The organism is Serratia sp. YC16, assembly GCF_009707615.1.
Lineage (GTDB): Bacteria > Pseudomonadota > Gammaproteobacteria > Enterobacterales > Enterobacteriaceae > Serratia > Serratia surfactantfaciens.
The window spans coordinates 44198-68737 of the sequence record NZ_WLYN01000013.1 but is presented as its reverse complement, the minus strand read 5'-3'; the positions used below and the strand labels follow the sequence as shown (position 1 = coordinate 68737).

Annotated in this window: 24 protein-coding genes and 1 tRNA gene; 18 read left to right on the top strand and 7 right to left on the bottom strand. The window is 60.3% G+C overall.

Going from position 1 to position 24540, the window contains the following annotated elements; genetic code table 11:
* Nucleotides 1-378: 378 nt before the first annotated feature.
* Genes GKN89_RS22285 through nqrM form a run of 8 tightly spaced genes read left to right on the top strand, consistent with a single transcriptional unit; the run spans nucleotide 379 to nucleotide 7488 of the window.
* Nucleotides 379-1728 carry a Na(+)-translocating NADH-quinone reductase subunit A gene (locus GKN89_RS22285; RefSeq protein WP_074053627.1) on the top strand — a complete coding sequence of 450 codons (1350 nt, stop codon included), beginning with the start codon at nucleotides 379-381 and terminating at the stop codon, nucleotides 1726-1728.
* 3 nt (nucleotides 1729-1731) lie between these two features.
* Nucleotides 1732-2973: an NADH:ubiquinone reductase (Na(+)-transporting) subunit B gene (locus GKN89_RS22280; protein ID WP_154747793.1), complete on the top strand. Its 1242-nt coding sequence runs from the start codon at nucleotides 1732-1734 to the stop codon at nucleotides 2971-2973.
* Nucleotides 2963-3757, top strand: coding sequence for a Na(+)-translocating NADH-quinone reductase subunit C (locus tag GKN89_RS22275; RefSeq protein ID WP_019454306.1), 795 nt, complete (start codon nucleotides 2963-2965; stop codon nucleotides 3755-3757). The genes GKN89_RS22280 and GKN89_RS22275 overlap by 11 nt, the downstream gene beginning before the upstream one ends.
* Nucleotides 3750-4379 (top strand): NADH:ubiquinone reductase (Na(+)-transporting) subunit D, encoded by a 630-nt coding sequence (locus GKN89_RS22270; RefSeq protein ID WP_004930232.1) that lies wholly within the window; start codon nucleotides 3750-3752, stop codon nucleotides 4377-4379. Before GKN89_RS22275 ends, GKN89_RS22270 begins: the two co-directional genes overlap by 8 nt.
* A gap of 6 nt (nucleotides 4380-4385) precedes the next feature.
* Nucleotides 4386-4982 (top strand): NADH:ubiquinone reductase (Na(+)-transporting) subunit E, encoded by a 597-nt coding sequence (gene nqrE / locus GKN89_RS22265; RefSeq protein WP_015376732.1) that lies wholly within the window; start codon nucleotides 4386-4388, stop codon nucleotides 4980-4982.
* 15 nt (nucleotides 4983-4997) lie between these two features.
* Complete coding sequence (nqrF, locus tag GKN89_RS22260) at nucleotides 4998-6221, top strand: NADH:ubiquinone reductase (Na(+)-transporting) subunit F (RefSeq protein ID WP_154747792.1); 1224 nt, start codon at nucleotides 4998-5000, stop codon at nucleotides 6219-6221.
* Nucleotides 6222-7253, top strand: coding sequence for an FAD:protein FMN transferase (locus GKN89_RS22255; RefSeq protein WP_019454304.1), 1032 nt, complete (start codon nucleotides 6222-6224; stop codon nucleotides 7251-7253).
* Nucleotides 7254-7260: 7 nt separating this feature from the next.
* Complete coding sequence (nqrM, locus tag GKN89_RS22250; protein WP_004930244.1) at nucleotides 7261-7488, top strand: (Na+)-NQR maturation NqrM; 228 nt, start codon at nucleotides 7261-7263, stop codon at nucleotides 7486-7488.
* Between the two features lie 109 nt (nucleotides 7489-7597).
* Here the strand turns inward: nqrM and GKN89_RS22245 are convergent, their stop codons facing one another.
* The gene (locus tag GKN89_RS22245; protein WP_154747791.1) at nucleotides 7598-8494 is read right to left on the bottom strand and encodes a glycerophosphodiester phosphodiesterase family protein; all 897 of its coding nucleotides are present in this window, start codon (nucleotides 8492-8494) and stop codon (nucleotides 7598-7600) included.
* 183 nt (nucleotides 8495-8677) lie between these two features.
* On the opposite strand from GKN89_RS22245, the gene dinB reads away from it, so the two are divergent.
* Nucleotides 8678-9739: a DNA polymerase IV gene (gene dinB / locus GKN89_RS22240; protein WP_154747790.1), complete on the top strand. Its 1062-nt coding sequence runs from the start codon at nucleotides 8678-8680 to the stop codon at nucleotides 9737-9739.
* 42 nt (nucleotides 9740-9781) lie between these two features.
* Here dinB and pepD read toward each other — a convergent pair whose 3' ends face one another.
* The gene (gene pepD / locus GKN89_RS22235; protein ID WP_019454301.1) at nucleotides 9782-11242 is read right to left on the bottom strand and encodes a beta-Ala-His dipeptidase; all 1461 of its coding nucleotides are present in this window, start codon (nucleotides 11240-11242) and stop codon (nucleotides 9782-9784) included.
* A gap of 339 nt (nucleotides 11243-11581) precedes the next feature.
* Here pepD and gpt point away from each other — a divergent pair, with 339 nt between their 5' ends.
* The 8 genes from gpt to GKN89_RS22195 all read left to right on the top strand — a co-directional run bounded on the left by gpt (nucleotide 11582) and on the right by GKN89_RS22195 (nucleotide 18485).
* Nucleotides 11582-12040 carry a xanthine phosphoribosyltransferase gene (gene gpt / locus GKN89_RS22230; protein ID WP_019454300.1) on the top strand — a complete coding sequence of 153 codons (459 nt, stop codon included), beginning with the start codon at nucleotides 11582-11584 and terminating at the stop codon, nucleotides 12038-12040.
* A 302-nt stretch (nucleotides 12041-12342) separates the two neighbouring features.
* Complete coding sequence (gene frsA, locus GKN89_RS22225) at nucleotides 12343-13590, top strand: esterase FrsA (RefSeq protein ID WP_019454299.1); 1248 nt, start codon at nucleotides 12343-12345, stop codon at nucleotides 13588-13590.
* 60 nt (nucleotides 13591-13650) lie between these two features.
* Entirely contained in the window at nucleotides 13651-14052 is a 402-nt protein-coding gene (gene crl, locus GKN89_RS22220) for a sigma factor-binding protein Crl (protein ID WP_025160082.1), read from the top strand.
* 116 nt (nucleotides 14053-14168) lie between these two features.
* Nucleotides 14169-15272, top strand: coding sequence for a glutamate 5-kinase (gene proB / locus GKN89_RS22215; protein ID WP_033634090.1), 1104 nt, complete (start codon nucleotides 14169-14171; stop codon nucleotides 15270-15272).
* A 9-nt stretch (nucleotides 15273-15281) separates the two neighbouring features.
* The gene (gene proA / locus GKN89_RS22210; RefSeq protein ID WP_015376739.1) at nucleotides 15282-16535 is read left to right on the top strand and encodes a glutamate-5-semialdehyde dehydrogenase; all 1254 of its coding nucleotides are present in this window, start codon (nucleotides 15282-15284) and stop codon (nucleotides 16533-16535) included.
* Between the two features lie 189 nt (nucleotides 16536-16724).
* Nucleotides 16725-16800: transfer RNA gene (locus GKN89_RS22205), tRNA-Thr, on the top strand.
* Between the two features lie 231 nt (nucleotides 16801-17031).
* Nucleotides 17032-17811, top strand: coding sequence for an alpha/beta hydrolase (locus GKN89_RS22200; RefSeq protein ID WP_071891938.1), 780 nt, complete (start codon nucleotides 17032-17034; stop codon nucleotides 17809-17811).
* A gap of 455 nt (nucleotides 17812-18266) precedes the next feature.
* Nucleotides 18267-18485 carry a TM2 domain-containing protein gene (locus tag GKN89_RS22195; protein ID WP_015376761.1) on the top strand — a complete coding sequence of 73 codons (219 nt, stop codon included), beginning with the start codon at nucleotides 18267-18269 and terminating at the stop codon, nucleotides 18483-18485.
* Between the two features lie 51 nt (nucleotides 18486-18536).
* Here the strand turns inward: GKN89_RS22195 and GKN89_RS22190 are convergent, their stop codons facing one another.
* Nucleotides 18537-19070, bottom strand: coding sequence for a hypothetical protein (locus tag GKN89_RS22190; protein ID WP_154747789.1), 534 nt, complete (start codon nucleotides 19068-19070; stop codon nucleotides 18537-18539).
* A 492-nt stretch (nucleotides 19071-19562) separates the two neighbouring features.
* Here GKN89_RS22190 and GKN89_RS22185 point away from each other — a divergent pair, with 492 nt between their 5' ends.
* The gene (locus GKN89_RS22185) at nucleotides 19563-20663 is read left to right on the top strand and encodes a hypothetical protein (protein WP_154747788.1); all 1101 of its coding nucleotides are present in this window, start codon (nucleotides 19563-19565) and stop codon (nucleotides 20661-20663) included.
* A 3-nt stretch (nucleotides 20664-20666) separates the two neighbouring features.
* Here GKN89_RS22185 and GKN89_RS22180 read toward each other — a convergent pair whose 3' ends face one another.
* Genes GKN89_RS22180 through cybB form a run of 4 tightly spaced genes read right to left on the bottom strand, consistent with a single transcriptional unit; the run spans nucleotide 20667 to nucleotide 24424 of the window.
* Nucleotides 20667-21371, bottom strand: a complete 705-nt coding sequence (locus GKN89_RS22180) for a hypothetical protein (RefSeq protein WP_154747787.1) — start codon at nucleotides 21369-21371, stop codon at nucleotides 20667-20669.
* 16 nt (nucleotides 21372-21387) lie between these two features.
* Entirely contained in the window at nucleotides 21388-22563 is a 1176-nt protein-coding gene (locus tag GKN89_RS22175) for a hypothetical protein (RefSeq protein ID WP_019454285.1), read from the bottom strand.
* On the bottom strand, nucleotides 22560-23846 hold the full coding sequence (locus tag GKN89_RS22170; protein ID WP_154747786.1) for a hypothetical protein: 1287 nt from the start codon (nucleotides 23844-23846) through the stop codon (nucleotides 22560-22562). Before GKN89_RS22170 ends, GKN89_RS22175 begins: the two co-directional genes overlap by 4 nt.
* 53 nt (nucleotides 23847-23899) lie before the next feature.
* Nucleotides 23900-24424 carry a cytochrome b561 gene (cybB, locus tag GKN89_RS22165; RefSeq protein WP_154747807.1) on the bottom strand — a complete coding sequence of 175 codons (525 nt, stop codon included), beginning with the start codon at nucleotides 24422-24424 and terminating at the stop codon, nucleotides 23900-23902.
* Nucleotides 24425-24540: the final 116 nt, after the last annotated feature.

The following is a 24540-nucleotide window of genomic DNA, read 5'->3' as shown; positions in this document are numbered from 1 at the left end:
TAACGATAAGTAGTGAAAAACAGGCGAAATTTAATTGCGTTTGCTTGACCCAAGTCACGACGGAACGCAGAACAATGTTGCGAACAATGTTAATATTCCCTCTTCAATTTAACGCGCTGTGGCGATTGGAGCGGCAGGGGTTATGGCATATAACCCGGTTGCCTTAAAGGTTATTTGGCTACAGGCCGTTAACACATCGACTGTCGCGCAAACAACGGAAAGGGGGAATCAAAGGAATGCGCGTTACCCCATATATTCACTGCGAGAAAGTTCATGTTGGGCGTGCCGTCGTGCGCACTGCCCGGCAATCCTGGCATCGTCCGCACCCGCCTCTGGGGCCGGGCAGACGTGTAAACCAAACTACATCGTATAAATCCTATGATTAAGATCAGAAAAGGGTTAGATCTGCCGATAGCCGGGGCTCCGGTTCAGGCGATCCAAGACGGCCCGAACATTCAGCATGTCGCCCTGCTTGGGGAAGAGTATGTCGGAATGCGCCCCTCCATGCTGGTGCAGGAAGGCGATACCGTTAAGAAAGGCCAGGCGTTGTTCGAAGACAAGAAAAACCCCGGGGTTTTCTTCACGGCTCCCGCCAGCGGCCGCATCGCCGCGATTAACCGCGGCGAGCGGCGCGTATTGCAATCGGTGGTGATTGCGCTGGAAAACGGCGGCGACGATCAGCTCGAGTTCGCGCACTACCCGCTGGGTGAACTGGCCCAGCTGCCGCGCGAGCAGGTCGAGAGCGAACTGATCGCCAGCGGCCTGTGGACCGCGCTGCGCACCCGCCCGTTCAGCAAGACGCCGGCTCCCGGCAGCGAACCGCGCGCCATTTTCGTCACCGCTATGGACACCCAGCCGTTGGCCGCCGATCCGCAGGTGATCATCGCCGAGCAGCAGGCAGCGTTCAACGCCGGGCTGGTGGTGCTGGCGCGCCTGACGGCGGGCAAGGTGCACGTGTGCCATGCCGCCGGCGCTTCGGTTGGCCAGCAGAGCGGCCCGCAGATCGCTTACAGCGAATTCGCCGGCCCGCATCCTGCCGGGTTGGCAGGCACTCACATTCACTTCCTCGAACCGGTCAGCCTGAAGAAAACCGTTTGGCACATCGGCTACCAGGATGCGATCGCCATCGGCACGCTGTTCACTACCGGCAAGCTCGACACCCGCCGGGTCGTGGCGCTGGCCGGGCCACAGGTGGCGCAGCCGGCGCTGCTGCGCACTCGTCTGGGGGCCAGCCTCGATGAGCTGACTGCCGGCCGCCTGAAAGGCGGCGAGAACCGGGTGATCTCCGGTTCGGTGCTGAACGGCATGCACGCCGCCGGGCCGAACGCCTGGCTCGGCCGCTTCCACTCGCAGGTGTCGGTGCTGGAAGAAGGGCGCGACAAAGAGCTGTTCGGTTGGATCGTGCCTTCGCCGAACAAGTTCTCCATTACCCGCACCACGCTGGGCCACTTCCTGAAGAACAAACTGTTCGCCTTCTCGACCACCACCAACGGCGGCGAGCGGGCCATGGTGCCGATCGGCAACTACGAGCGGGTGATGCCGCTGGATATTCTGCCGACGCTGCTGCTGCGCGATCTGCTGGCGGGCGACAGCGACAGCGCGCAGGCGCTGGGTTGTCTGGAGCTGGACGAGGAAGATCTGGCGCTGTGCACCTTCGTTTGCCCCGGCAAATATGAGTACGCGCCGGTGCTGCGCGAGGTGCTGACCAAGATTGAGCAGGAAGGATAACCGATGGGCCTGAAGAATTATTTTGAGAAGATAGAGCATCACTTCACGCCGGGCGGCAAATTGGAAAAGTGGTATCCGCTGTATGAAGCGACCACCACGGTGTTTTACACCCCCGGCACGGTGACGCGCGGCGCTTCGCACGTGCGCGACGCCATCGATTTGAAACGCATGATGATCCTGGTGTGGCTGGCGGTGTTCCCGGCGATGTTCTGGGGCATGTACAACGTCGGCCAGCAGGCGATCCCGGCGCTGCATCATCTGTACAGCGGCGACGAGCTGCAACAGGTGTTGGCGGGTGACTGGCATTATCGTCTGGCGCAGTGGCTCGGCGCCTCGCTGGCGGCCGACGCCGGCTGGATCAGCAAAATGGTGCTGGGCGCCTGTTACTTCCTGCCGATCTACGCCGTGGTGTTCATCGTCGGCGGTTTCTGGGAAGTGCTGTTCGCCATCATCCGCAAGCATGAGGTCAACGAAGGTTTCTTCGTCACCTCTATCCTGTTCGCGCTGATCGTGCCGCCGACCCTGCCGCTGTGGCAGGCCGCGCTGGGTATCACCTTCGGCGTGGTAGTGGCCAAAGAGATCTTCGGCGGCACCGGGCGCAACTTCCTCAACCCGGCGCTGGCCGGCCGCGCCTTCCTGTTCTTCGCCTATCCGGCGCAGATCTCCGGCGATCTGGTGTGGACTTCCGCTGACGGTTTCTCCGGCGCGACGCCGCTGGCGCAGTGGAGCGCAGGCGGGGCGCACAGCCTGAGCAACGTAGCCACCGGCCAGTCCATCAGCTGGATGGACGCTTTCCTCGGCAACATTCCCGGCTCGATCGGTGAGGTGTCCACGCTGATGATCCTGATCGGCGGGGCGATTATCCTGTTCGGCCGCGTGGCCTCCTGGCGCATCGTCGCCGGCGTGATGCTCGGCATGGTGGCTTCCGCCATGCTGTTCAACGCCATCGGTTCCGACACCAACCCGATGTTCGCCATGCCGTGGTACTGGCACCTGGTGCTGGGCGGTTTCGCCTTCGGCATGATCTTTATGGCGACCGACCCGGTTTCCGCCTCCTTCACCAACAAGGGGAAATGGTGGTACGGCATTCTGATCGGCGTGATGTGCGTGCTGATCCGGGTGGTCAACCCCGCCTATCCGGAAGGCATGATGCTGGCGATCCTGTTCGCCAACCTGTTCGCGCCGCTGTTCGATTACCTGGTGGTGCAGGCCAACATCAAGCGGAGAAAAGCCCGTGGCGAATGAAGCGAAAAACGACGGCATCGGTAAAACGCTGCTGGTAGTGCTGCTGCTGTGTCTGGTGTGTTCAGTGGTGGTGGCGGGCTCCGCCGTCGGCCTGAAGTCCAAACAGCAGGAGCAAAAGCTGCTCGATAAGCAGCGCAATATTCTCGACGTAGCCGGCCTGTTGCAGCCGAAAATGGAGAGCGAGCAGGTCAAACGCCTGTACAGCGAGCGCATCGAGCCGCGTTTGGTGGATCTGAACAGCGGCGAGTTTGTCGCCGGCAAGGCGGCGGCGTTCGATCTGGGCGCTGCGCTGCGCGACGACGCCAAAAGCGTGGCGCTGGCGGCGGGCGACGATCCAGCCGGCATCAAGCGCCGCAGCAACCAGGCGGAAATCTATCTGGTGCGCAATGAAAGCGGCCAGGTGAACAAGATTGTGCTGCCGGTATACGGCACCGGTCTGTGGTCGATGATGTACGCCTTCGTGGCGCTGGATAACGATGGCAACACGGTCAAGGGCATCACCTACTACGACCAGGGGGAAACCCCGGGGCTGGGCGGTGAGGTCGAGAACCCGTCCTGGCGCCAGCAGTGGGTCGGCAAGCAACTGTTCGACGACAACGGCCAGCCGGCGATCCGCGTGGTGAAAGGCGGCGCGCGCCAGGGAGATGTGCACGGGGTGGACGGCCTGTCCGGCGCCACGCTGACCTCCAACGGCGTGCAGCATACGTTTGATTTCTGGTTGGGCGAGCACGGCTTCGGCCCGTTCCTGAAAAAAGTTCGTGAAGGAGCGCTGAAAAATGGCTGATTCCAAAGAGATAAAGCGGGTCCTGCTGGGGCCGCTGTTCGACAATAACCCGATCGCCCTGCAGGTGCTGGGCGTTTGCTCCGCGCTGGCGGTGACCACCAAGCTGGAGACGGCGGTGGTGATGACCATTGCGGTGACGCTGGTGACGGCGTTCTCCAGCTTCTTCATCTCGCTGATCCGTCATCACATTCCCAACAGCGTGCGCATTATCGTGCAGATGGCGATTATCGCTTCGCTGGTGATCGTGGTCGATCAGCTGCTGCGTGCCTATGCGTTCGAGATCTCCAAGCAGCTGTCGGTGTTCGTTGGCCTTATCATCACCAACTGTATCGTGATGGGACGCGCCGAGGCCTACGCCATGAAATCGCCGCCGATCGAGAGCTTTATGGACGGCATCGGCAACGGGCTGGGCTACGGGGTGATCCTGGTGCTGGTCGGTTTCCTGCGCGAGCTGATCGGCTCCGGCAAGCTGTTCGGCGTGCCGGTGCTGGAAACGGTGCAGAACGGCGGCTGGTACCAGCCGAACGGCCTGTTCCTGCTGGCGCCGAGCGCGTTCTTCATCATCGGCCTGCTGATCTGGGTGCTGCGCACCCTGAAGCCGGCGCAGATCGAAAAGGAGTAAAGGCCGATGGAACACTATATCAGCCTGTTTGTGCGCGCGGTGTTCGTTGAGAACATGGCGCTGGCGTTCTTCCTCGGGATGTGTACCTTCCTGGCGGTGTCGAAGAAGGTGTCGACCGCCTTTGGCCTGGGCATCGCGGTGACCATCGTGCTCGGCATTTCGGTGCCGGTGAACAACCTGGTCTACAACCTGATCCTGCGCGACGGCGCGCTGGTGGAAGGCGTCGATCTGAGCTTCCTCAACTTCATCACCTTCATCGGCGTGATCGCGGCACTGGTGCAGATTCTGGAGATGATCCTCGATCGCTTCTTCCCATCGCTGTATAACGCGCTCGGCATCTTCCTGCCGCTCATCACCGTGAACTGCGCCATCTTTGGCGGCGTGTCCTTCATGGTGCAGCGCGACTACAACTTCGCCGAATCGGTGGTGTACGGCATCGGCTCCGGCACCGGCTGGATGCTGGCGATCGTCGCCATGGCGGGGATCCGCGAAAAACTCAAATATGCCAACGTGCCGGCGGGACTGCGCGGCCTGGGCATTACCTTTATCACCACCGGACTGATGGCGCTGGGCTTCATGTCCTTCTCCGGTGTTCAGTTGTAAAGGCGGGAAGAATTTATGGAAATTATTTTAGGCGTAGCAATGTTCACCACCATCGTGATGGTGCTGGTGTTGCTGATCCTGTTTGCCAAATCGAAGCTGGTGAATACCGGCGACATCGCGGTGGAGATCAACGGCGATTTGGATAAGAGCTTCCAAGCGCCGGCGGGCGACAAGCTGCTCAACGTGCTCTCCAGCCAGGGGATCTTCGTCTCCTCGGCCTGCGGCGGCGGCGGTTCCTGCGGCCAGTGCCGGGTGGTGATCAAAGAGGGCGGCGGCGATATCCTGCCGACCGAGCTCTCGCACATTAACAAGCGCGAAGCGAAAGAGGGTTGCCGCCTGGCGTGCCAGGTGAACGTGAAGCAGAACCTGAAGATCGAGCTGCCGGAAGAGATCTTCGGCGTGAAGAAATGGGAGTGCGAGGTTATCTCCAACGATAACAAAGCCACCTTTATCAAAGAGCTGAAGCTGAAGATCCCCGATGGCGAAGACGTGCCGTTCCGCGCGGGCGGCTTCATCCAGATCGAAGCGCCGGCGCACGACATCAGCTACGCCGACTTCGACGTGCCGCAGGAATATCGCGGCGACTGGGACAAGTTCAACCTGTTCCGCTACCGCTCGACGGTAAACGACACCACGGTGCGCGCCTACTCGATGGCCAACTACCCGGAAGAGAAGGGCATCATCATGCTCAACGTGCGTATCGCCACGCCGCCACCGAACAATCCGGAGGTGCCGCCGGGCATCATGTCTTCCTATATCTGGTCGCTGAAGGCCGGCGACAAGGTGACCATCTCCGGGCCGTTCGGCGAGTTCTTCGCCAAGGACACCGATGCCGAAATGATCTTTATCGGCGGCGGCGCGGGCATGGCGCCGATGCGCTCGCATATCTTCGATCAGCTCAAGCGCCTGAACTCGAAGCGCAAGATCACCTTCTGGTACGGCGCGCGTTCGCTGCGCGAGATGTTCTATGAAGACGACTTCAACCAGCTGCAGGCGGAGAACGACAACTTCACCTGGCACGTGGCGCTGTCGGATCCGCAGCCGGAAGATAACTGGACCGGCTACACCGGCTTTATCCATAATGTTCTGCTGGAGAACTATCTGAAGAACCACCCGGCGCCGGAGGACTGCGAGTTTTACATGTGCGGGCCGCCGATGATGAACGCCGCGGTGATCAAGATGCTGAAAGATCTGGGCGTCGAAGACGAAAACATCATGCTGGATGACTTTGGTGGCTAAATGCGCGCATTGGCGATGAAGAACTGGCTGACGGGCGTGGCGCTGAGCGCCACCCTGCTGCTGACCGGCTGCGGGCCGGAACAGGTGAACCTGGCGGGTAAAACCATGGGCACCTCGTATTCGATCCGTTATGTGACCGGCGACGATACGCCGTCGGCGCGCGAGATGCAGGCGGAGATCGACAAACGGCTGGAGCAGGTGAACGACCAAATGTCCACCTACCGGCCGGATTCCGAGCTGAGCCGCTTCAACGCCAGCCGCGACATTGAGCGGCCGTTCCCGGTTTCACCGGCGACCGCCGAGGTGGTGCGCGAAGCGCTGCGCATCAACCGTGTCACCGACGGCGCGCTGGACGTGACCGTCGGGCCGCTGGTCAATCTGTGGGGCTTCGGCCCGGAAGGGCGGCCGGATAAAGTGCCGAGCGAGGCGGAGCTGGAGCACCGTCGCGCCTGGACCGGCGCCGACAAGCTGTCGGTGCAGGGCAGCGCGCTGGTGAAAAGCATCCCCGAGCTGTATGTCGACCTGTCGTCGATCGCCAAAGGGTATGGCGTAGACGTGGTGGCGGAATACCTGCAATCGCAGCACGTGCAAAACTACATGGTGGATATTGGCGGCGAAGTGCGCACCCGCGGGCGCAACGGCGAGCAAAAGCCGTGGCGTATTGCCATCGAACGCCCGACCGCCGGCGCGCAGCAGCAGGCGCAGCTGGTGATCCAGCCGGGAGAGATGTCGATCGCCACCTCGGGTGACTATCGCAACTACTTCGAGCAGGACGGGGTGCGCTATTCGCACACTATCGATCCGGTCACCGGCCGGCCCATTCATCACCGTTTGGTGTCGATTACCGTGCTGAGCCCGACCTGCATGACCGCCGACGGCCTGTCCACCGGCCTGAACGTAATGGGGCCGGAGCGCGGGATGGCGCTGGCCAACCTGCTCGGTATCCCGGTGTTCATGATCGTGAAAACCGCCGACGGGTTTGAGGAGCGTTATTCGGATGCGTTCAAACCCTATCTGAAAAAGAGTTCGTGAGGTTGTTATGTTGACGGTATTCGCCGCCACCTTCGTGTTGTTCCTGCTGATCGTCGGCGGCATGTCGCTGGGCTATGTGTTTAAACGCAAAAGCCTGCAGGGCAGCTGCGGCGGCATCACTGCGCTGGGGATGGAGAAAGTCTGCGACTGCCCGGAACCCTGCGATGCGCGCAAAAAGCGCGAAGCCAAAGCGGCGCAGCGGCGCGAGCAGTTGGACAAGCACCGCATTCTGTAGCGAAGCGNTGCGCGCAAAAAGCGCGAAGCCAAAGCGGCGCAGCGGCGCGAGCAGTTGGACAAGCACCGCATTCTGTAGCGAAGCGAAAACCCGGCCTTGGCCGGGTTTTTTATTTTGCCTTGCGGAAGCTTTTCGCCTCGGCCGGCGAGTTGACCATCACGCCGTCGGCGCCCAGCGCCAGCGCCTGCTGATACTCCTGCGGCGTGTTGACGCCGAACAGAATGATGTGTGCCAGGCCCTGCGAGCGGAAACAGTCCATCGATTCTTTATCCCAGGTCAGAAACGCCTTCGAGCGCCCTTCGCCGAGGGTGTACTTCTCTACCACTTCCACCTCGCGCTTCAGCTCCAGCCCGTACCAGCGCGGCTGTCGGTTGTCCGGTTTGACATCGCACTGGTGCGCCATGGTGACGTTGGCCAGCAGCGTGCGGGTCTCGTCGCGGCTTTCGAAGCGCGGGATGGCCGGCGGCAGCGCCTGCAGGTATTTGGCGTCGGTAGAGTAGACGCGGGTGCGGTTCAGGCTGTCGGTGCTTTCCAGCGTCGCCAGCAGCGCCTGGCCAAACTGCGCCGGATCGGCGTCCGGGGATTTGATGTCCAGATAGAAGGTGACGTGCGGAAACGCTTTTAGCACCTCGTCCAGCCGCGGAATGCCGATGCCCTGGCCGCGGAACGGATGCGCATCGCCTTTGGCGAACGCCCAGCCGGCATCGGTCTCGGCCAATTGTGCGGCGGTATACGCAGAGACCGGGCCCTGCCGGTTGGTCAGCGCCGTCAGATCCGAGGGGCGATACAGCACGATGACGCCGTCTTTGGATTCTTGCAGGGTGATCCAAACGGCGTCGGCACCGTTTTTCAGCGCGGTTTCGATGGCGATGCGGGTGTTTTCCGGCGCATCGGCGGTGCCGCCGCGATGGGCGACGAGCGCCGGCGCGTGACCGGCGGCGGCGCTGGCTGCCAGCGCGCTCAGCGACAGCGCGGAAGCCAGCAGCCAATGAGAAAATCTGATCATGTAGAGTACCTTGTCGTTATCGTTGTGGTGAGCCGCACGGGATAGCGGAGATCATACTATTGAAAAATTAAGCTTTTTTAACAACGCGGAAATATCTGACGGAAGCGGTGCTTTCATCGAAGCCTGCGGCCTTGAGCTTTCGGTATCTGACTGTATACTTATACAGTGTTACTGGAGGGTGCGATGCGTAAAATCATTCATGTCGATATGGACTGCTTCTTCGCGGCGGTGGAAATGCGCGACGATCCCAGCCTGCGCGATATCCCATTGGCGATTGGCGGCAGCGCCGATCGGCGCGGGGTGATCAGCACCGCCAACTACCCGGCGCGGCGCTACGGCGTACACAGCGCCATGTCCACGGCGATGGCGCTAAAGCTGTGCCCGCATCTCACCCTGCTGCCGGGGCGCATGGCGGCCTACAAAGAGGCTTCGCTGCATATCCGTGAAATCTTCGCCCGCTATACCCCGTTGATCGAGCCGCTGTCGCTCGATGAAGCCTATCTCGACGTGACCGACAGCCCGCAATGCAACGGCTCGGCGACGCTGATCGCCCAGGAGATCCGTCAGGCGATCGCCGACGAGCTGAATCTCACCGCGTCGGCCGGTGTCGCGCCGATCAAGTTTCTTGCCAAAATCGCTTCCGAGATGAACAAGCCGAATGGGCAATACGTGATCACCCCGGCGCAGGTGCCGGCGTTTTTGCAGCAGCTGCCGCTCAGCAAGATCCCCGGCGTCGGCAAGGTGACCGCCAAACGGCTGGAGGAAGTGGGGCTTATCACCTGCGCCGACGTGCAGCAATACGATTTGGCGCAGCTGCTCAAGCGCTTCGGCAAGTTCGGCCGGGTGCTGTGGGAGCGCTGTCAGGGCATCGATCGGCGCGAAATCTCTCCTGAGCGGCTGCGCAAATCGGTGGGGGTGGAGCGCACGCTGGCGGAAGACATTCACGACTGGGAAGATTGCGAAACGCTGATTATCGACAAACTCTACCCTGAGCTGGAGATGCGGCTGCGTAAGGTGAAGCCGGATCTGCACATCGCCCGGCAGGGCGTGAAGCTGAAGTTTCAGGATTTTCAGCAAACCACCCAGGAGCACGTGTTCCCGGTGCTGAACCAGCAGGATTTGCTGGCGGTGGCGCGGCAGGCGTGGCGCGATCGGCGTGAAGGGCGCGGCGTGCGGCTGGTGGGGCTGCACGTGACGCTGCTCGATCCGCAGCTGGAACGGCAGCTGGCGCTGTCGTGGGAATAAAAAAAGCCGGCGATCGCCGGCTTTTTGCGTTAAGCGCGCAGATTACGCGCGCTCAGGGATCGCTTTCAGCAGCGAGGTCAGCAGCTTCCAGTACAGACCGACGCTTTCGATATGCACCTGCTCATCCGGCGAGTGCGGGCCGGTGATGGTTGGCCCGATCGATACCATATCCATGTTTGGGTACGGTTTTTTGAACAGGCCGCATTCCAGGCCGGCGTGGATCACCATGATGTTCGGCGTCTTGTCGAACAGATCCTGATACAGCTCGCGCACCAGGTGCATCACCGGTGAATCGGCGTCCGGCTGCCAGCCCGGGTAGCCGCCCTTCGGCGCCACTTTGGCGCCGGCCAGCTGGCCCAGCGCGGTCAGCATTTCGACCACGTAGTCTTTGCCGCTGTCGATCAGAGAGCGGATCAGGCAGATGATTTCCGCTTCGTTTTCGCTGGTGGTGACCACGCCGACGTTCAGCGAGGTTTCCACTACGCCTTTTACCGCGTCGCTCATGCGGATCACGCCGTTCGGCGTGCCGTTCAGCAGCGCGAGGAAGCGCTGCTGGCTGTCGGCGCTCAGCGCCTGCGAAGCGCTGGTGGTCGGCTCCAGCAGCACGGTGATGTTCTTCTCTTTGGCGGAGAGTTCGTTCTGCAGCACCGCCAGGAACTCCTGGCTAAGCGCTTTCAGCGCGTCGGCTTTGTCCGCCGGCACCGCAACCACCGCAGAGGCTTCACGCGGAATGGCGTTGCGCAGGGTGCCGCCGTTCAGATCCAGCACGCGCAGGTTCAGCGCCGCCGCATGGGCGAACAGGAAGCGCGCCAGCAGTTTGTTGGCGTTGCCCAGCCCGACGTGGATCTCGGCGCCGGAGTGGCCGCCTTTCAGGCCCTTGAGGGTCAGCTTCAGGGTTTGGTAACCGGCCGGCACCGCTTCGCGCTGTAGCGGCAGGGTGGTGATGAAGTCGATACCGCCGGCGCAACCCATGTAGATTTCGCCTTCTTCTTCGGAATCGGTATTGATCAGGATGTCCGCCTGCAGCCAGTTCGGCTGCAGCCCGAAGGCGCCGTCCATGCCGGCTTCTTCTGTCATGGTCAGCAGCACTTCCAGCGGGCCGTGCTCAACGCTGTCGTCGGCCAGCACCGCCAGGGCGGAGGCCATGCCGATGCCGTTGTCGGCGCCCAGCGTGGTGCCGCGCGCTTTCACCCACTCGCCGGCGATATAAGGCTGGATCGGATCCTTGGCGAAGTCGTGCACGGTGTCGTTATTCTTTTGCGGCACCATGTCCAGGTGCGCCTGCAGCGCGACCGGCTTGCGGTTTTCCATGCCTTTGGTGGCCGGCTTGCGCAGCAGGATATTGCCGACCTGATCACGCTCGGCGTGCAGGTTCTTCTCTTTGGCCCAGGTGAGGATGTGCTGCGCCAGCGCTTCTTCATGATAAGAAGGGTGCGGGATAGAACAGATCTTGGCGAAAATATCCCACAGCGGCTGTGGCGAAAGCTGAGACAATTCAGACACTATAAGTCTCCTGTGACGGCAGGCTCCGACAGGACGGGCGTGCCGCGCGGTTGAGGTGAGCGGGTATCTGTGCGTCGTGGCACGATCATCAGAGAATATCACTTTATTTCCGGCGGCGCGCGCCCCGTATTGTGCGGTTTAAGCGCTTGATCACACGGCTTCGCGGCGGGAACGTTCGCTTTTTCAGCATCAATCACCGAAAAGCCGCGCGGCGGAAATCGTGAGGTTTTCCTCGGTACAGCTGGAATTCAACGCGGCCAGTCTCTATAATCTCGCGCAACCTTTTTTCCCCTGAACTATAAAGTAAGCCGCTTCACCAGCCGGCTGGGACACGATTCTATGAGCGAAAAATACGTTGTTACCTGGGATATGCTGCAAATACATGCACGCAAGCTGGCGCACCGCCTGCTGCCTGCCGACAAATGGACCGGCATCATTGCCGTAAGCCGCGGCGGTCTGGTGCCGGCGGGCCTGCTGGCGCGCGAACTGGGAATTCGCTATGTGGATACCGTCTGCATTTCCAGCTACGACCATGACAACCAGCGCGAAATGAAAGTGCTCAAGCGCGCCGAAGGCGACGGTGAAGGCTTCATCGTAGTAGACGATCTGGTGGATACCGGCGGTACCGCAAAAGCGATCCGCGATATGTACCCGAAAGCGCATTTCGTCACCATCTTCGCCAAGCCGGCGGGCCGTCCACTGGTGGACGACTATGTGGTCGACATCCCGCAGGACACCTGGATCGAGCAGCCGTGGGACATGGGCGTCAGCTTCGTTCCCCCTATCGGCGGTCGCTAAGCCCAGCCAGTTCCAAATCAACGCCCGGTTATGCCGGGCGTTTGTTTAATGATAAACGTGATGGCGTTGTCAGGCTTGCCGAAGGCAAAATATAAAAAATAAGGGAAATCAATTTATTGATTTTCGGCCGTTGTCCACAAAGGAGGAAAAACCACGCGTTTCCTTCTTTGTCAGCCGCCTGACGCCCGGTTATGCCGGGCGTTTGCGTTATCTTGGTTTATCCCGCCAGAGTTAGGTACACTACCTCCAGTTAAGTAGGCCTGTTGCGGCCTATCGCCAGATTTACGGAGGCTGTTGTTACCATGGCACAGGCCAACCTTTCTGAAATTCTTTTCAAGCCTAAATTCAAACACCCTGAAACCTCGACGCTGGTGCTGCGCGCGCGCAACAAAGTGAGCGCCGCCATGCATTCCGCATTGGAAGGCGACACCACCGGCAGCTGGTACCGCATGCTGAATCCGCTGCTGTGGGCCTGGCGCGGCGTCAGCCCGATCGAAATCCACGAAGTGCTGGCGCGCATCGCCGCCTCGGACGCCGAGCGCAGCAATCCGCAACGGCTGGATACCGTGGTGGGCTACCGCAACGGCAACTGGATCTACGAGTGGATCCATCAGGGCATGCAGTGGCAGCAGCGGGCGACGGAGCAGCAGGATCCGCTGCTCGGCGGCGAGTACTGGCTGAAGGCCGCGAGCCTGTACAGCATCGCCGGTTACCCGCACCTGAAGGGCGACGAGCTGGCCGAACAGGCGGAGATGCTGGCTAACCGCGCTTACGAAGAGGCGGCGCTGCTGCTGCCGTATCAGCTGAAAGAGCTGGAGTTTCGCATCGAAGGCGGCGGCAGCGTCACCGGTTTCCTGCACATGCCGGAGAAGGGCGAGGCGCCGTTCCCGACGGTGCTGATGTGCGGCAGCCTCGATACGCTGCAGACCGACTACCACCGCCTGTTCCGCGACTACCTGGCGCCGCACGGCATCGCCATGCTGACGCTCGACATGCCGTCGATCGGCTCCTCCTGCAAATGGAAGCTGACGCAGGATTCCAGCTACCTGCATCAGCAGGTGCTGATCCAGCTGGCCTCGGTGCCGTGGGTGGATCATCAGCGGGTGAGCGCTTTCGGCTTCCGCTTCGGCGCTAACGTGGCGGTGCGACTGGCCTATCTGGAGCCGCAGCGGCTGCGCGGCGTGGCCTGCCTGGGCCCGGTGGTGCATCGCCTGCTGTGCGACGGCAGCACCCAGCTGAACGTGCCGGACATGTATATGGATGTGCTGGCCAGCCGCATGGGCATGGCTAACGCTTCCGACAACGTGCTGAAGGTGGAGCTGAACAGCTACTCGCTGAAAATGCAGGGGCTGTTGGGGCGCCGTTGCCCGACGCCGATGATCTCCGGCTACTGGGAGCGCGATACGCTCAGCCCGAAAGAGGAGTCGCAGCTGATCGTCACCTCCTCGGTGAGCGGCAAGCTGATCGCCATCCCGCGCACCCCGGTCTACGACAGCTTCCACCGGGCGTTGCTGCAGATGTCCGGCTGGCTGAAGGACAAAATGCGTTAATTAGTTGCTAAATTTTAACAGTTTGTTAAAAAGAGTGGTCTACATTGAGGAGGTTAGAGAATGACGTTACCGAGTGGTCACCCTAAAAGCCGACTAATGAAACGTTTTGCCAGCTTGGGGCCGTACCTGCGTGAAGGGCAATGTGAAAACGACCGTTTTTTCTTTGATTGTTTGGCCGTCTGCGTCAATGTAAAGCCCGCTCCGGAGAAGCGTGAGTTCTGGGGCTGGTGGATGGAGCTGCAGGCGGAAGAGGCGCGCTTCACCTATTCTTACCAATTCGGCCTGTTCGACAAAGAAGGCGACTGGACGGCGCAAAACATTAAGGATGATGAAGTGAGCGCCAAGCTGGAAGACACTCTGCGCGACTTCCATCGCCGCCTGGGCGAGCTGCTGGCGACCATGGATCTGGGGCTGGAACCCGCCGACGATTTCAAAGAAAAACTGATCAAACTCTCCGCCTGACCCCGTTTGACCACGTATTGTGCTGATTTCGCGTTGTGCCTGTTGGCATAACGCGTCTCTCCTGTTACAAAGACCTTTGCACTCTTCTTCTCATCATTACACACGGCAGAAATACTATGAACGGCAGCCAGACATTGGTTGTGAAATTGGGCACCAGCGTGTTGACCGGCGGATCGCTGCGTCTGAACCGCGCCCACATCGTCGAATTGGTGCGCCAGTGCGCGCAGCAACACGCCGCGGGCCACCGCATCGTCATCGTCACCTCCGGCGCGATCGCCGCCGGGCGCGAGCACCTGGGCTACCCCGAGCTGCCCGCCACCATCGCTTCCAAGCAGCTGCTGGCGGCGGTGGGGCAGAGCCGACTGATCCAGCTGTGGGAACAGCTGTTCTCCATTTACGGCATCCACGTCGGGCAGATGCTGCTGACGCGCGCCGATCTGGAAGACCGCGAGCGCTTCCTCAACGCGCGCGACACCATGACGGCGCTGCTGGACAACCGCATCGTGCCGGTAATCAATGAGAACGACGCCGTCGCCACCGCCGAAATCAAGGTGGGCGACAACGATAACCTGTCGGCGCTGGCGGCCATTTTGGCCGGGGCCGACAAACTGTTGCTGCTGACCGATCAGCAGGGCCTCTACACCGCCGATCCGCGCAACAACCCGCAGGCCGAACTGATCCGTGAAGTGCACGGCATCGACGACGCGCTGCGCGCCATCGCCGGCGACAGCGTTTCCGGTCTGGGCACTGGCGGCATGGGCACCAAACTGCAGGCGGCCGACGTGGCCTGCCGCGCCGGCATCGACGTCGTGATCGCCGCCGGCAGCAAGCCGGGCGTGGTGGCGGACGTGATCGAAGGCAAGCCGGTGGGCACCCGTTTCCACGCGCTGGAAACCCCGCTGGAAAACCGCAAGCGCTGGATCTTCGGCGCGCCGCCGGCCGGTGAGATCACCGTCGACGACGGCGCGGTGGAAGCCATGATGGCGCGCGGCAGCTCTCTGCTGCCGAAAGGCATCCGCGAAGTGAAGGGCGACTTCTCGCGCGGCGAAGTGATCCGCATCCGCAACCTGGCGGGGCGCGATCTGGCGCACGGCGTCAGCCGCTACAACAGCGATGCGATGCGCATGATCGCCGGGCACCACTCGCAGGAAATCACCGAAATCCTCGGTTATGAATACGGTCCGGTGGCAGTGCACCGCGACGATATGATTGTCAGTTAAGGAGTGAGCATGCTGGAGCAGATGGGGAAGGCCGCCAAGCAGGCCTCCTGGCAGCTGGCGGTGCTGAGCACGGCGAAGAAGAATCAGGTGCTGTCGGTGATGGCCGACAGGCTGGAAGCCAACAGCGAAGCGATCCTGCTGGCGAACGAACAAGACATGGCGCAGGCGCGCGCCACCGGCATGAGCGAAGCGCTGCTCGATCGCCTGCTGCTGACCCCGGCGCGGCTGGCGGCGATCGCCAATGACGTGCGCCAGGTGTGCCGCCTGAACGATCCGGTCGGCCACGTGCTGGACGGCAACCTGCTGGACAGCGGGCTGAAGCTGGAGCGCCGCCGGGTGCCGCTCGGCGTGATCGGCGTGATTTACGAGGCGCGCCCGAACGTCACCATCGACGTCGCCAGCCTGTGCCTGAAAACCGGCAACGCGGTGATCCTGCGCGGCGGTAAAGAGACGCACAACACCAACCAGGCGACGGTAAAAGTGATCCAGCAGGCGCTGGAACAGTGCGGCCTGCCGGCGGCGGCGGTGCAGGCGATCGACAGCCCGGATCGCGCATTGGTGAACGAACTGCTGCGCCTGGATCGCTATGTCGACATGCTGATCCCGCGCGGCGGCGCCGGCCTGCACAAGCTGTGCCGCGAGCAATCGACCATCCCGGTGATCACCGGCGGCATCGGCGTGTGCCACACCTATGTGGATGCCGATGTCGATTTCGACAAGGCCCTGACGGTGATTGAAAACGCCAAGATCCAGCGCCCGAGCGCCTGTAACTCGCTGGAGACGCTGCTGGTGAACCGCAGCATCGCCGCCGAGTTCCTGCCGGCGCTGAGCGCCAAAATGGCGGCGGCGGGCGTGACGCTGCACGCGGCGGAAAATGCGCTGCCGCTGCTGCAGGGCGGCCCGGCGACGGTGGTGCCGGTGAACGCGGAAGATTACGACGACGAATGGCTGTCGTTGGATCTGAACGTGCTGCTGGTGGACGATATCGATCAGGCCATCGACCACATCCGCACCCACGGCACCAACCACTCCGACGCGATCCTCACCCGCTCGCTGAGCAGCGCCGAGCACTTCGTGCGCGCGGTGGACTCCTCGGCGGTGTACGTCAACGCCAGCACCCGCTTCACCGACGGCGGCCAATTCGGCCTGGGCGCAGAAGTGGCGGTGAGCACCCAGAAACTGCACGCCCGCGGCCCGATGGGCCTGGACGCGCTGACCACCTACAAGTGGATCGGCTACGGCGACGATCTGGTGCGCAGCTAGGGCCGGATTGCGGTCAGAAAGAGGTCAGGGCGCAGCATGCTGCGCCCTGATTGTTTTTGGGAAGGTTGAGTGTGCCGCAGTGCGGTTGCTTGCAAAACAACCAAACACCCCGGCGGCTATTGACTCATTTCACGCACAGGTCTACCTTGTTCAACGCACTTCCGGCTTGCCCCGCAGGCTTGGCTCGATGCCGATATAGCTCAGTTGGTAGAGCAGCGCATTCGTAATGCGAAGGTCGTAGGTTCGACTCCTATTATCGGCACCACCTCACTTTTTAACTTTCCCTTTCGTACACTCCGTCACCGACTCTGCCGCAAAGCTAAAGCCTATTAATCCGGCGCATGGTGCAATACCTGGGCTTGCGTGCCATAAATCGCACAACACACAAACGTCGTAAACGGGAATATGCGTTGCTACGTTGGGACCTCACCGTCTTTTTCTTATCTGAGAAGAAAGGCATTAACGCGATTAATTCATTTAAACAAGTGAGGTTGTTATGTGTGAAGATTTAATTTCAAGAACGAAGTGTTTTGTCTTTAATGGTCAAAGATACAGAGTCTTTATCTCTCATCGTAGGGGGATTGGCGGCAATTTGAACCCGCTGTATCTTTTGGATGCTAACTCCCAGTTTTCGGTCGTGACGGAACGTAACAACAGAAAACGCGATGGGGATATTCTTTATGTCGGCATTGGCTATCAAGACGGGGTGGATGTCTTGAAGGCAAGAACCCGCGATTATACGGTTCCCTCAGGAGAGAAAGAGTTTGCGGAAGGGGGTGGAGCGGCAGCGTTTTATCAGTTTATTGCCGCATGCGTTAAACCATGGGTCGAAGCGCATTATCCTGTCAACGTAGATCGGCAAACGCTGGCAGGCCATTCGCACGGTGGTCATTTTGTGTTGTATACCCTGTTTAATCATCCTGATGCATTTCAAAATTATTTAGCGGCCAGTCCATCCATTTGGTGGGGCAATGGGGCGTTGATTCCTGACGGCAAGTTAGCCATTGATGAACATGTCAATCAGGTCACGCTGATGGTGGGAGAGTATGAAGAAAAGCTTCATCCCCAAAGTAATGAAACAGAGAAAATGCAGATCCTTAGAATGAACGCCACGCCTAAGCTGCGAGCCAGAAATTTGGCGGAGAAGTTGATCGGTAATGAACAGCGCTGTAGCTTTGTTTTTTGCACCGGACGGCGCCACCCCGGCGTTATTAAGGATTATGCACAGGTGGCAAATCTGATCGCTGGGCATCGTCCACAATATGACGGGCTTTAGAATAGACATAGCGTTATTCAAGATCGATTTTATTGCTGTTAGTCCGGGCTGACGCTGCGAATCCTATCAATGCGAGTCACCTAGATTGTCAGTGGGAAGTCACCAGGGAAAATAAAATAGTCGACAAGGATATGGCCCCCTAGGGGCAACACGCTTAGCGCGGCGTCAACGGCTGGCATGATAGTCATGAATACATGCACATTATCCACTTTAAAAACAACAAGATATTAAAGTGTTGAGTCTTCGCCGCAGGAATATTCCTTCTCTTGCCGTACGTCTTTTGCTTGCCTTTCCCCGGTTAAACAACCGTTTAATTAATCACTGTTATAATTACCCCTGTTGAGCCTTGATGGGTGAATGTTTTCCTCCTCAAGCATTGCGATGCGGCGCTCTGTGGAGCGGCATCCGTTTTTGGACATGCCGGTGGTTCGGTGAGAAGTTAGGAGAAGTGCACTATGAGCAGAAAAGACAAGCTCGCGGCGGCCCTGCTGGCCATCTTCCTGGGTGGGCTGGGCATTCACAAGTTTTACTTAGGGATGAAGTGGTGGGGGTTGTTCTACCTGCTGTTCTGCTGGACGGGGATCCCGGCGATTGTCGGCTTTATCGAAGGTATTATTTATCTGTTCCAGTCGGAAGAGAAATTCAACCAGAAATACAATCCTGGTCTGATTTAATGCTTTTTCTGGCGGCGCTTCCTGTTAAGGGAAGCGCCGTTTTTCATTCCGTTACTGTTTCTTCATCATCATCTTGCCGCGCATTTCTTTGCTCATCATTTTATTCGAGCTGGAAATCACGCAGTTATATTGCTTGCCTTGGTTAATGATCATAAAGGTGCTGACCGGATCTTTAAAATTCTTGTCGATGGTGAAATAAATATACGCCTGTGGCAGCGCCGCCGGTTTAAAGGCGCCGAAGGCATACACATCCGCCAGGCCCAGCGCGGAGAGATCGACCGTCAGCTCCATCGGTTTCATGGAATCCGGCGATGGGAACATCGACTTGGCCGACATCATCATGGTGCTGCTGTTGATGGTGTAATCGGTTTTGACCTTCATGCCCATATATTTCGATTCCGGCATGGAAAGTTCTTTTTTGCAGGCGGCGTCATGCTGCGGCGCCGGGCTGCCATTTTCCATCACGGCGTGCACGTGTTCCAGCATCACCGCCGCGCTGCCGGTGGTAGGCTGCGCATCGGCCGCGTAAGCCACGCTGCTGAAGGCGGCCACAGAGGTAAGGATAATGCCTGTAACGATTTTCATTGTCGCTCTCCGGAATGCTAATAATGATATTAATTGCGGTGTGTAGCCTATTGGCTTGATAAAACGCAAAGTTATCCGTTCCATGGAGATAAAGCCTCCTCGGAATATTGTCGATAAAATATTTCCTCGCCCGTTAAAAAACGGACTTTTTTAATTGCTGTCAGTGTCTTTGCTTGTGTCCAGCTGCATATAAATAGTATGTCTAAACATAGTCAATGTTTGGAATATGCACAAATTATTGCAGTTTTTTTCCGCTTTCCTTTTCCGGTTTTTAACAAGGGGTAAATATTATATTGATATACAGGCAGTTATCTTTTTACGTTAAAGGCACTCTGTGAAGCGTTATTTATGTGATCTTTATAGTCACAGAAATAACTCTGAAATTATTATCTTTCTATTTAACGGCTAATTATTCATGGCATAGGCTTCAACCCCTGACGTTTCCTGCGCTAGAATCAGGCGGCCGCTCTCTGTTGAAACAAGGATATCGCCATGGCCGCCTGGGCCCTTTTGATCGTCGGTTGGTTGCTGATTTGGCAGGATTACCCGATTCTCGGCGCGCTGTGCATCGCGCTGTTTGCCCTGCTGCAGTGGACGAAATACGCCGCTAAAGGCGCGCAACAACCCGAGGGGCAGGCCGCCGAGTGGCGCAAGACCGACTGGCGTTCGCAACCGATTGAGATGGCGCACGCCGGTGACAGCGACCGGCAGATCGGCGGCGTAGGGGAGCTGGGCATGGGCGGCCCCAACTTTTGGACGCTGCTGCTGCGCGACGGAGCGATTGTGCAGGGCGCCTGTGCGGCGCCGCAGGACGTGGATGATGGCAAGCTGCGCCTGATCCCGACCCGCAGCCGCGAGGGTGAGGGGCTGACGGTATACGAACCCGCCGCCCGGGCGATGTACGCGCTGCCTGCGCTGACCGATCGCGAACAGGAAGCCTTGGCCGCCGGTGCCGCTGAGGCGCTGGCGCGGCTACGGGCGAGGTGTCGGCAGGTGGAGGCTACGCCGTTGCATCCGGTGCGTGGCCTGTGGGTGCCGCAGTGGGTGGAGGATCCGGCGGATCGTCTGGAGATCGCCTTGCCCAGCGGCCGCACGCTGGCGGCGCGTTCGCGGTTACCGGCGGATCTGCGCCAGGCGGACGATCCCGCCGCGCTGCTGCACGCGCCGCCTTATGAGCTATTGCTGGATAACAGGCCGACCGATCTCTTGGTACGCGATCTCGAACGCGTGACGGAATCCCCGACGGGTGACGGCTTGAGCGTCGGCGGCTGCCAGTTCCGCGGCGAGCAGATCGTCGACGGTCTGTACCATCTGTATTTTGCCGGCGAGTGGTTCAGCCTACTCTCTTACGCGCATAAACCAGCGGGCGGGCGCGGGGCGGACACCACCTTTTTCGTCGAGCGGGTAGAGCCGCAGGATGGCGGGGTGTTCGTGATTGAATGGGATGCCTACAGCGTGGGGCCGGACGGGCGCGAGCCGCGCGTGGCGGCTCCGCCGGTTCTGGTTGTCGCGGTGAGCTGGCAGGACGCGCCACTGCAGCTGCCCACGGCCAATAACCGCATGACCGTGCGCCTGCCCAACGCCACGACATGATGCTTAAGGCAGCACCCTGACTTCGCCGTTCTGCAGGGTCAGCACGGCGATCGGGCTGCCGGAGAAGCATTCCCTGAACGTCCAACCGCTGGGCCGAAACGCCGCTGCTGGCAGCCCGGCTTGCCACTCCTCCCACTGCACGGCCGGCCGATCCGGCGGCAAAAAGAAGGTGACCAGCCAACCGGCTTCGCAGCGCACCGTTTGGCCGCTCGGGCGGGTAAAGGTATGCGCGCTCGCCAGCTCCATCACCGGCGGTGAAACCTCGAAGGCGACGATCGGCACGCCGGCCACGTTTTGCGGCTGAGGGAAGCGCACTGCGGTGACGCCGTTCATCGTAACGGGGCTGTTTTCGCTGCCGGGCAGGCGCGGATCCTGCCGGTTTACCCAGCTTCCTTTTGGCAGCGCGATCTCACCAAACGGCCTGGCCTCGTCGAGCGTCAGGTAGCTGCGTTGGTTCCAACGATCTTCAGCTCGTTGGCTTTTGATATCCTGGATGAGGGTGCCGATCAGCGCCAGCATGCATGCCACCGGGTACACCGCCAGCGCCGAGGCGAGCAGATAGCCGCCCCAGGAGAGCGGCGGACGCGGGCGGCCGCAGCGGGCGGCGACGTAGCGCCAGCCCCACCAGGCGATCAGGATGCCGGCGAGCAGCAAGGCCAACAACAGCGCCAGCAGCCCCGCGACGCCGGCGCCATAACCTAACAGCATGGCAAGTTCCTCATGTTCACGGCGTGGTGGCGCGGTAGCGAACGAAGTAAGGCAGCGCCGGGGTATCCCGGGCGTCGTCGTAGTGGCTTTCCGGTTCGACCACGGTCTGGCGTGCGTCGTCGCGCCCGTTGTAGCGGTACTCCAACGGTTGCCGGTAGCGCACGTCGGATGAACGCAGATCGAAAATCAGCGAGAGACGCGCATCGCCGTTATCCGTTTGGGCAACCAGCTTGTCGTTGCCCGCCCACAGCTGATACAGCGATTTATCACCATTTTCCAGCAGCGCCGTCAGCTGCCCATCGGGCTGATAGCGCAGGAGCTGATACAGCCCTCTGTCCAGCGTCTGCGCGATCAGGTAGATGCCGCCATCCGGGGCCTGCGCGCTTTCGTTCACGCGCACCAGTAGCCAATGCCATTCAGTCATCTCGCCGGTTTTGCCGTTAACGGCGATGTGCAACGCGCCGGATCCGAGCACCGGGTTCATCCAGAACAGCACGCGATCGCCATCAACGGCGGTAAAGATCTCGGGCATGGATTTGCGAGCAGCTTTGCCGAAACGCGTCGATGACTCTTCCTCGCCGCGCTCAAAGCCCAGCAGCTGCCGCTCGTCCAGCAGTGCCGGCAGATTCAGCGTCTGTCGCCAATGGGCGCCGAAGTCCGGGCTGTAGAAAATGCCCTCGGTACTGATGAAATACAGCGCGCGTTTTCCCGGCAGCGCCACCAGTTTGCCGCCGATCAAGGACGGGAGATTGTCATCGCCTTCCGCCCAGGGGAGCAGCGGCCCGATGGTGCCCCGCTGCACATCGACCAGCCGGCGCCCCTTGGACAGAAAAAGCACGCACTCTTGCGCGCTGCAAACCGCATCGTGGATCGACTCGTCGAGCTCCCCCAGCATTTGTAATCCCTTTGGGCCGACGAACAGCACCTGGCTGAGGTAGTTGGCCGCCCAGCCGTAAAAGCTGTTGTAGGCGCTGGTCTCACTTCTTTTGCTGGTGAGCAGCAGAGCGCCGTCCTGTGCCGGGTAGCTGTGGATGAGATCGTAGCGGGCTATCGTCGGCAACGCCTCGTCGCCCTGGGTCCATTGCCACTGTGCGTAGCGTTGCTCAGGAGCGAGGAAATAAAAGCCCAGCGCGCTGGCCAAAAACAGCGTCAGGATGAGAAGAGGTCTTTTATAAAGCGCTAACGTCATCATTTCAGCTCCGTCACCTGTTCCTGCCGCCATAGCCTGCGGCGCAGAGTGCGCAGGTATTTGAACGTCTTAAACGTGCGGTGCTGGTCAAAAGCGTAGAGGCGGCAGATCTGGGCGAAGCCCTCGATCAGCAGCGCCAGGCCGCTGACCATCAGCATCATCAGCAGCAGAATCGGCGGCAATTCGCTGCCGAGGCGCTTCAGGGTCCAGGCATCCAGGTGAAAGCCGGCAGGGGTATCGGCGTTATCCCACACTATCAGGGCGAGCATAATGCACATCATGATCGCGCCGAGAATGAAGACGGCGCGTGCGCACAGGTTAAGGCCGGCTTCGGTGAAGTAGCGATTGCTGCCGATGAGATAGGTCTGGCGGTCGCGGTGATTGATGATTCCACGCACCTTGGGCAACTCGGGAATGACGTCATTCTCGCAGTACAACACCTGCAGCGGGTCGCCTTTGGCGATGAAAAGCGGATGTTGCCGACGAAATACCGGATGCAGTTTGGTATTGGGGACGTTGAGCGCGCGGGTCGTCAACGCGAAGTGCGTATCCTTCTGACGCCACGCATAAGTGTCCAAATACTGTACCTGCCGCGGGAGCTCATATTGGCAGAGTTCGTAGCTCAGGGCGTTGACCGTCTCGATGCCGGAGGCCTCGACGCCGTTCGGAAGGGGAGGCGCGGTCTGTAGCGGTGCGGTCGCCGGCACGGTGTCTGCGCGGGCGGCCCGGTATTTGATGCCGGGGATTTTCAGGCTGAGTGAGCCGGGCGGCGTGACGTCTTGCCCCAGCAGCACGCGATCCAGCGCCCTGAGCAGGCGCCTGCGGCCGCGGTGCCCGATCAGCAGAAGCTCTGAACCGACGAACAACACCATGCCGACACCGATAAGGCCGGCGATGATGGCGATAAAGAACAGGACGATGGTCAGCCAGGAGTCTTCCCGGTCCATGATGAAAAAGCCCGCCGGGAAACCGCCGGCCAGCACGATGCCCAGCAACAGCAGGGCAAAGTATTTCAGCTTGTATTTCAGCGTTCTGTCGGGCTCCAGCCGGCCTTTCGTGCCGTGCAGCAGCCAGTGCAGCCAGTAGCTGCCGTCCCGCAGGCGGTGAGCGCCGATCTTCACCCGATCGCCGGCGGCGAGCGTGGCCAGCAGGTTTTCGCTGTCGCTGAAGTCGTCGCGGTAAAAAAAGAACGTTTGGCCGGAAGCGATGAGCCTCACCAGGTTGTCGGGCGCCGTCTGTTGGCAGGCGCATTGCTCGACGGTCACATGAAAAAATTGGGTTTGCATGTCATTCCCTGTCAGCGGGCGTGGCCCGAAAATTCATCCCTGGCGCCGGGTATTCAGCGCTTTTTCATCAACGGCAGCATGCGCACCAGCGCATTGTCCTTGACGATGTAGTGGTGGAACAGCGCGGCGGCGGCATGCAGGCCGATCAGCCAGTAGCCGAATGACGCCAGCGTTTTGTGCCAGCCGATAATCATCCGCGCCTGCGGCCGATCGGCCACCTCGGCGAACGGCATCGGCAGGCCGAACAGGTACCACTCTTTGCCGCCCAGATAGCGCGAATACACTCCCAGCACCGGTAGCGTCAACAGCAGCAGGTAAATCAGGGTATGCGTCAGATGCGCCAGGCCGGTTTGCCACTTCGGCGGTTTGGGCGTGATAGCGGGCGAGGCGTGACGCCAGCGCAGGAACAGGCGGGCGATCATCAGCGCAAACACCGTCACGCCGCAGCTGAAGTGGGTGACGACCAGCACGTACCACGGCGCGCTGCCCGGCTCGGCAAAGCCCCGCAGCTCGATGGCGGCGCAGGTGATGACCAGCAGGATCGCCACCAGCCAGTGCAGGCGGATTTGCCACGGCATGTAGGTGTTTGGCACCGGGTTACCTTCTGATGTTAAAGGGTCTGTGCGCCGATGGTAACGAAATGTTACAGGCGAGGAAAGCGCCTGCATGCAGTTTAAGCAAAATGCCAGGGGGA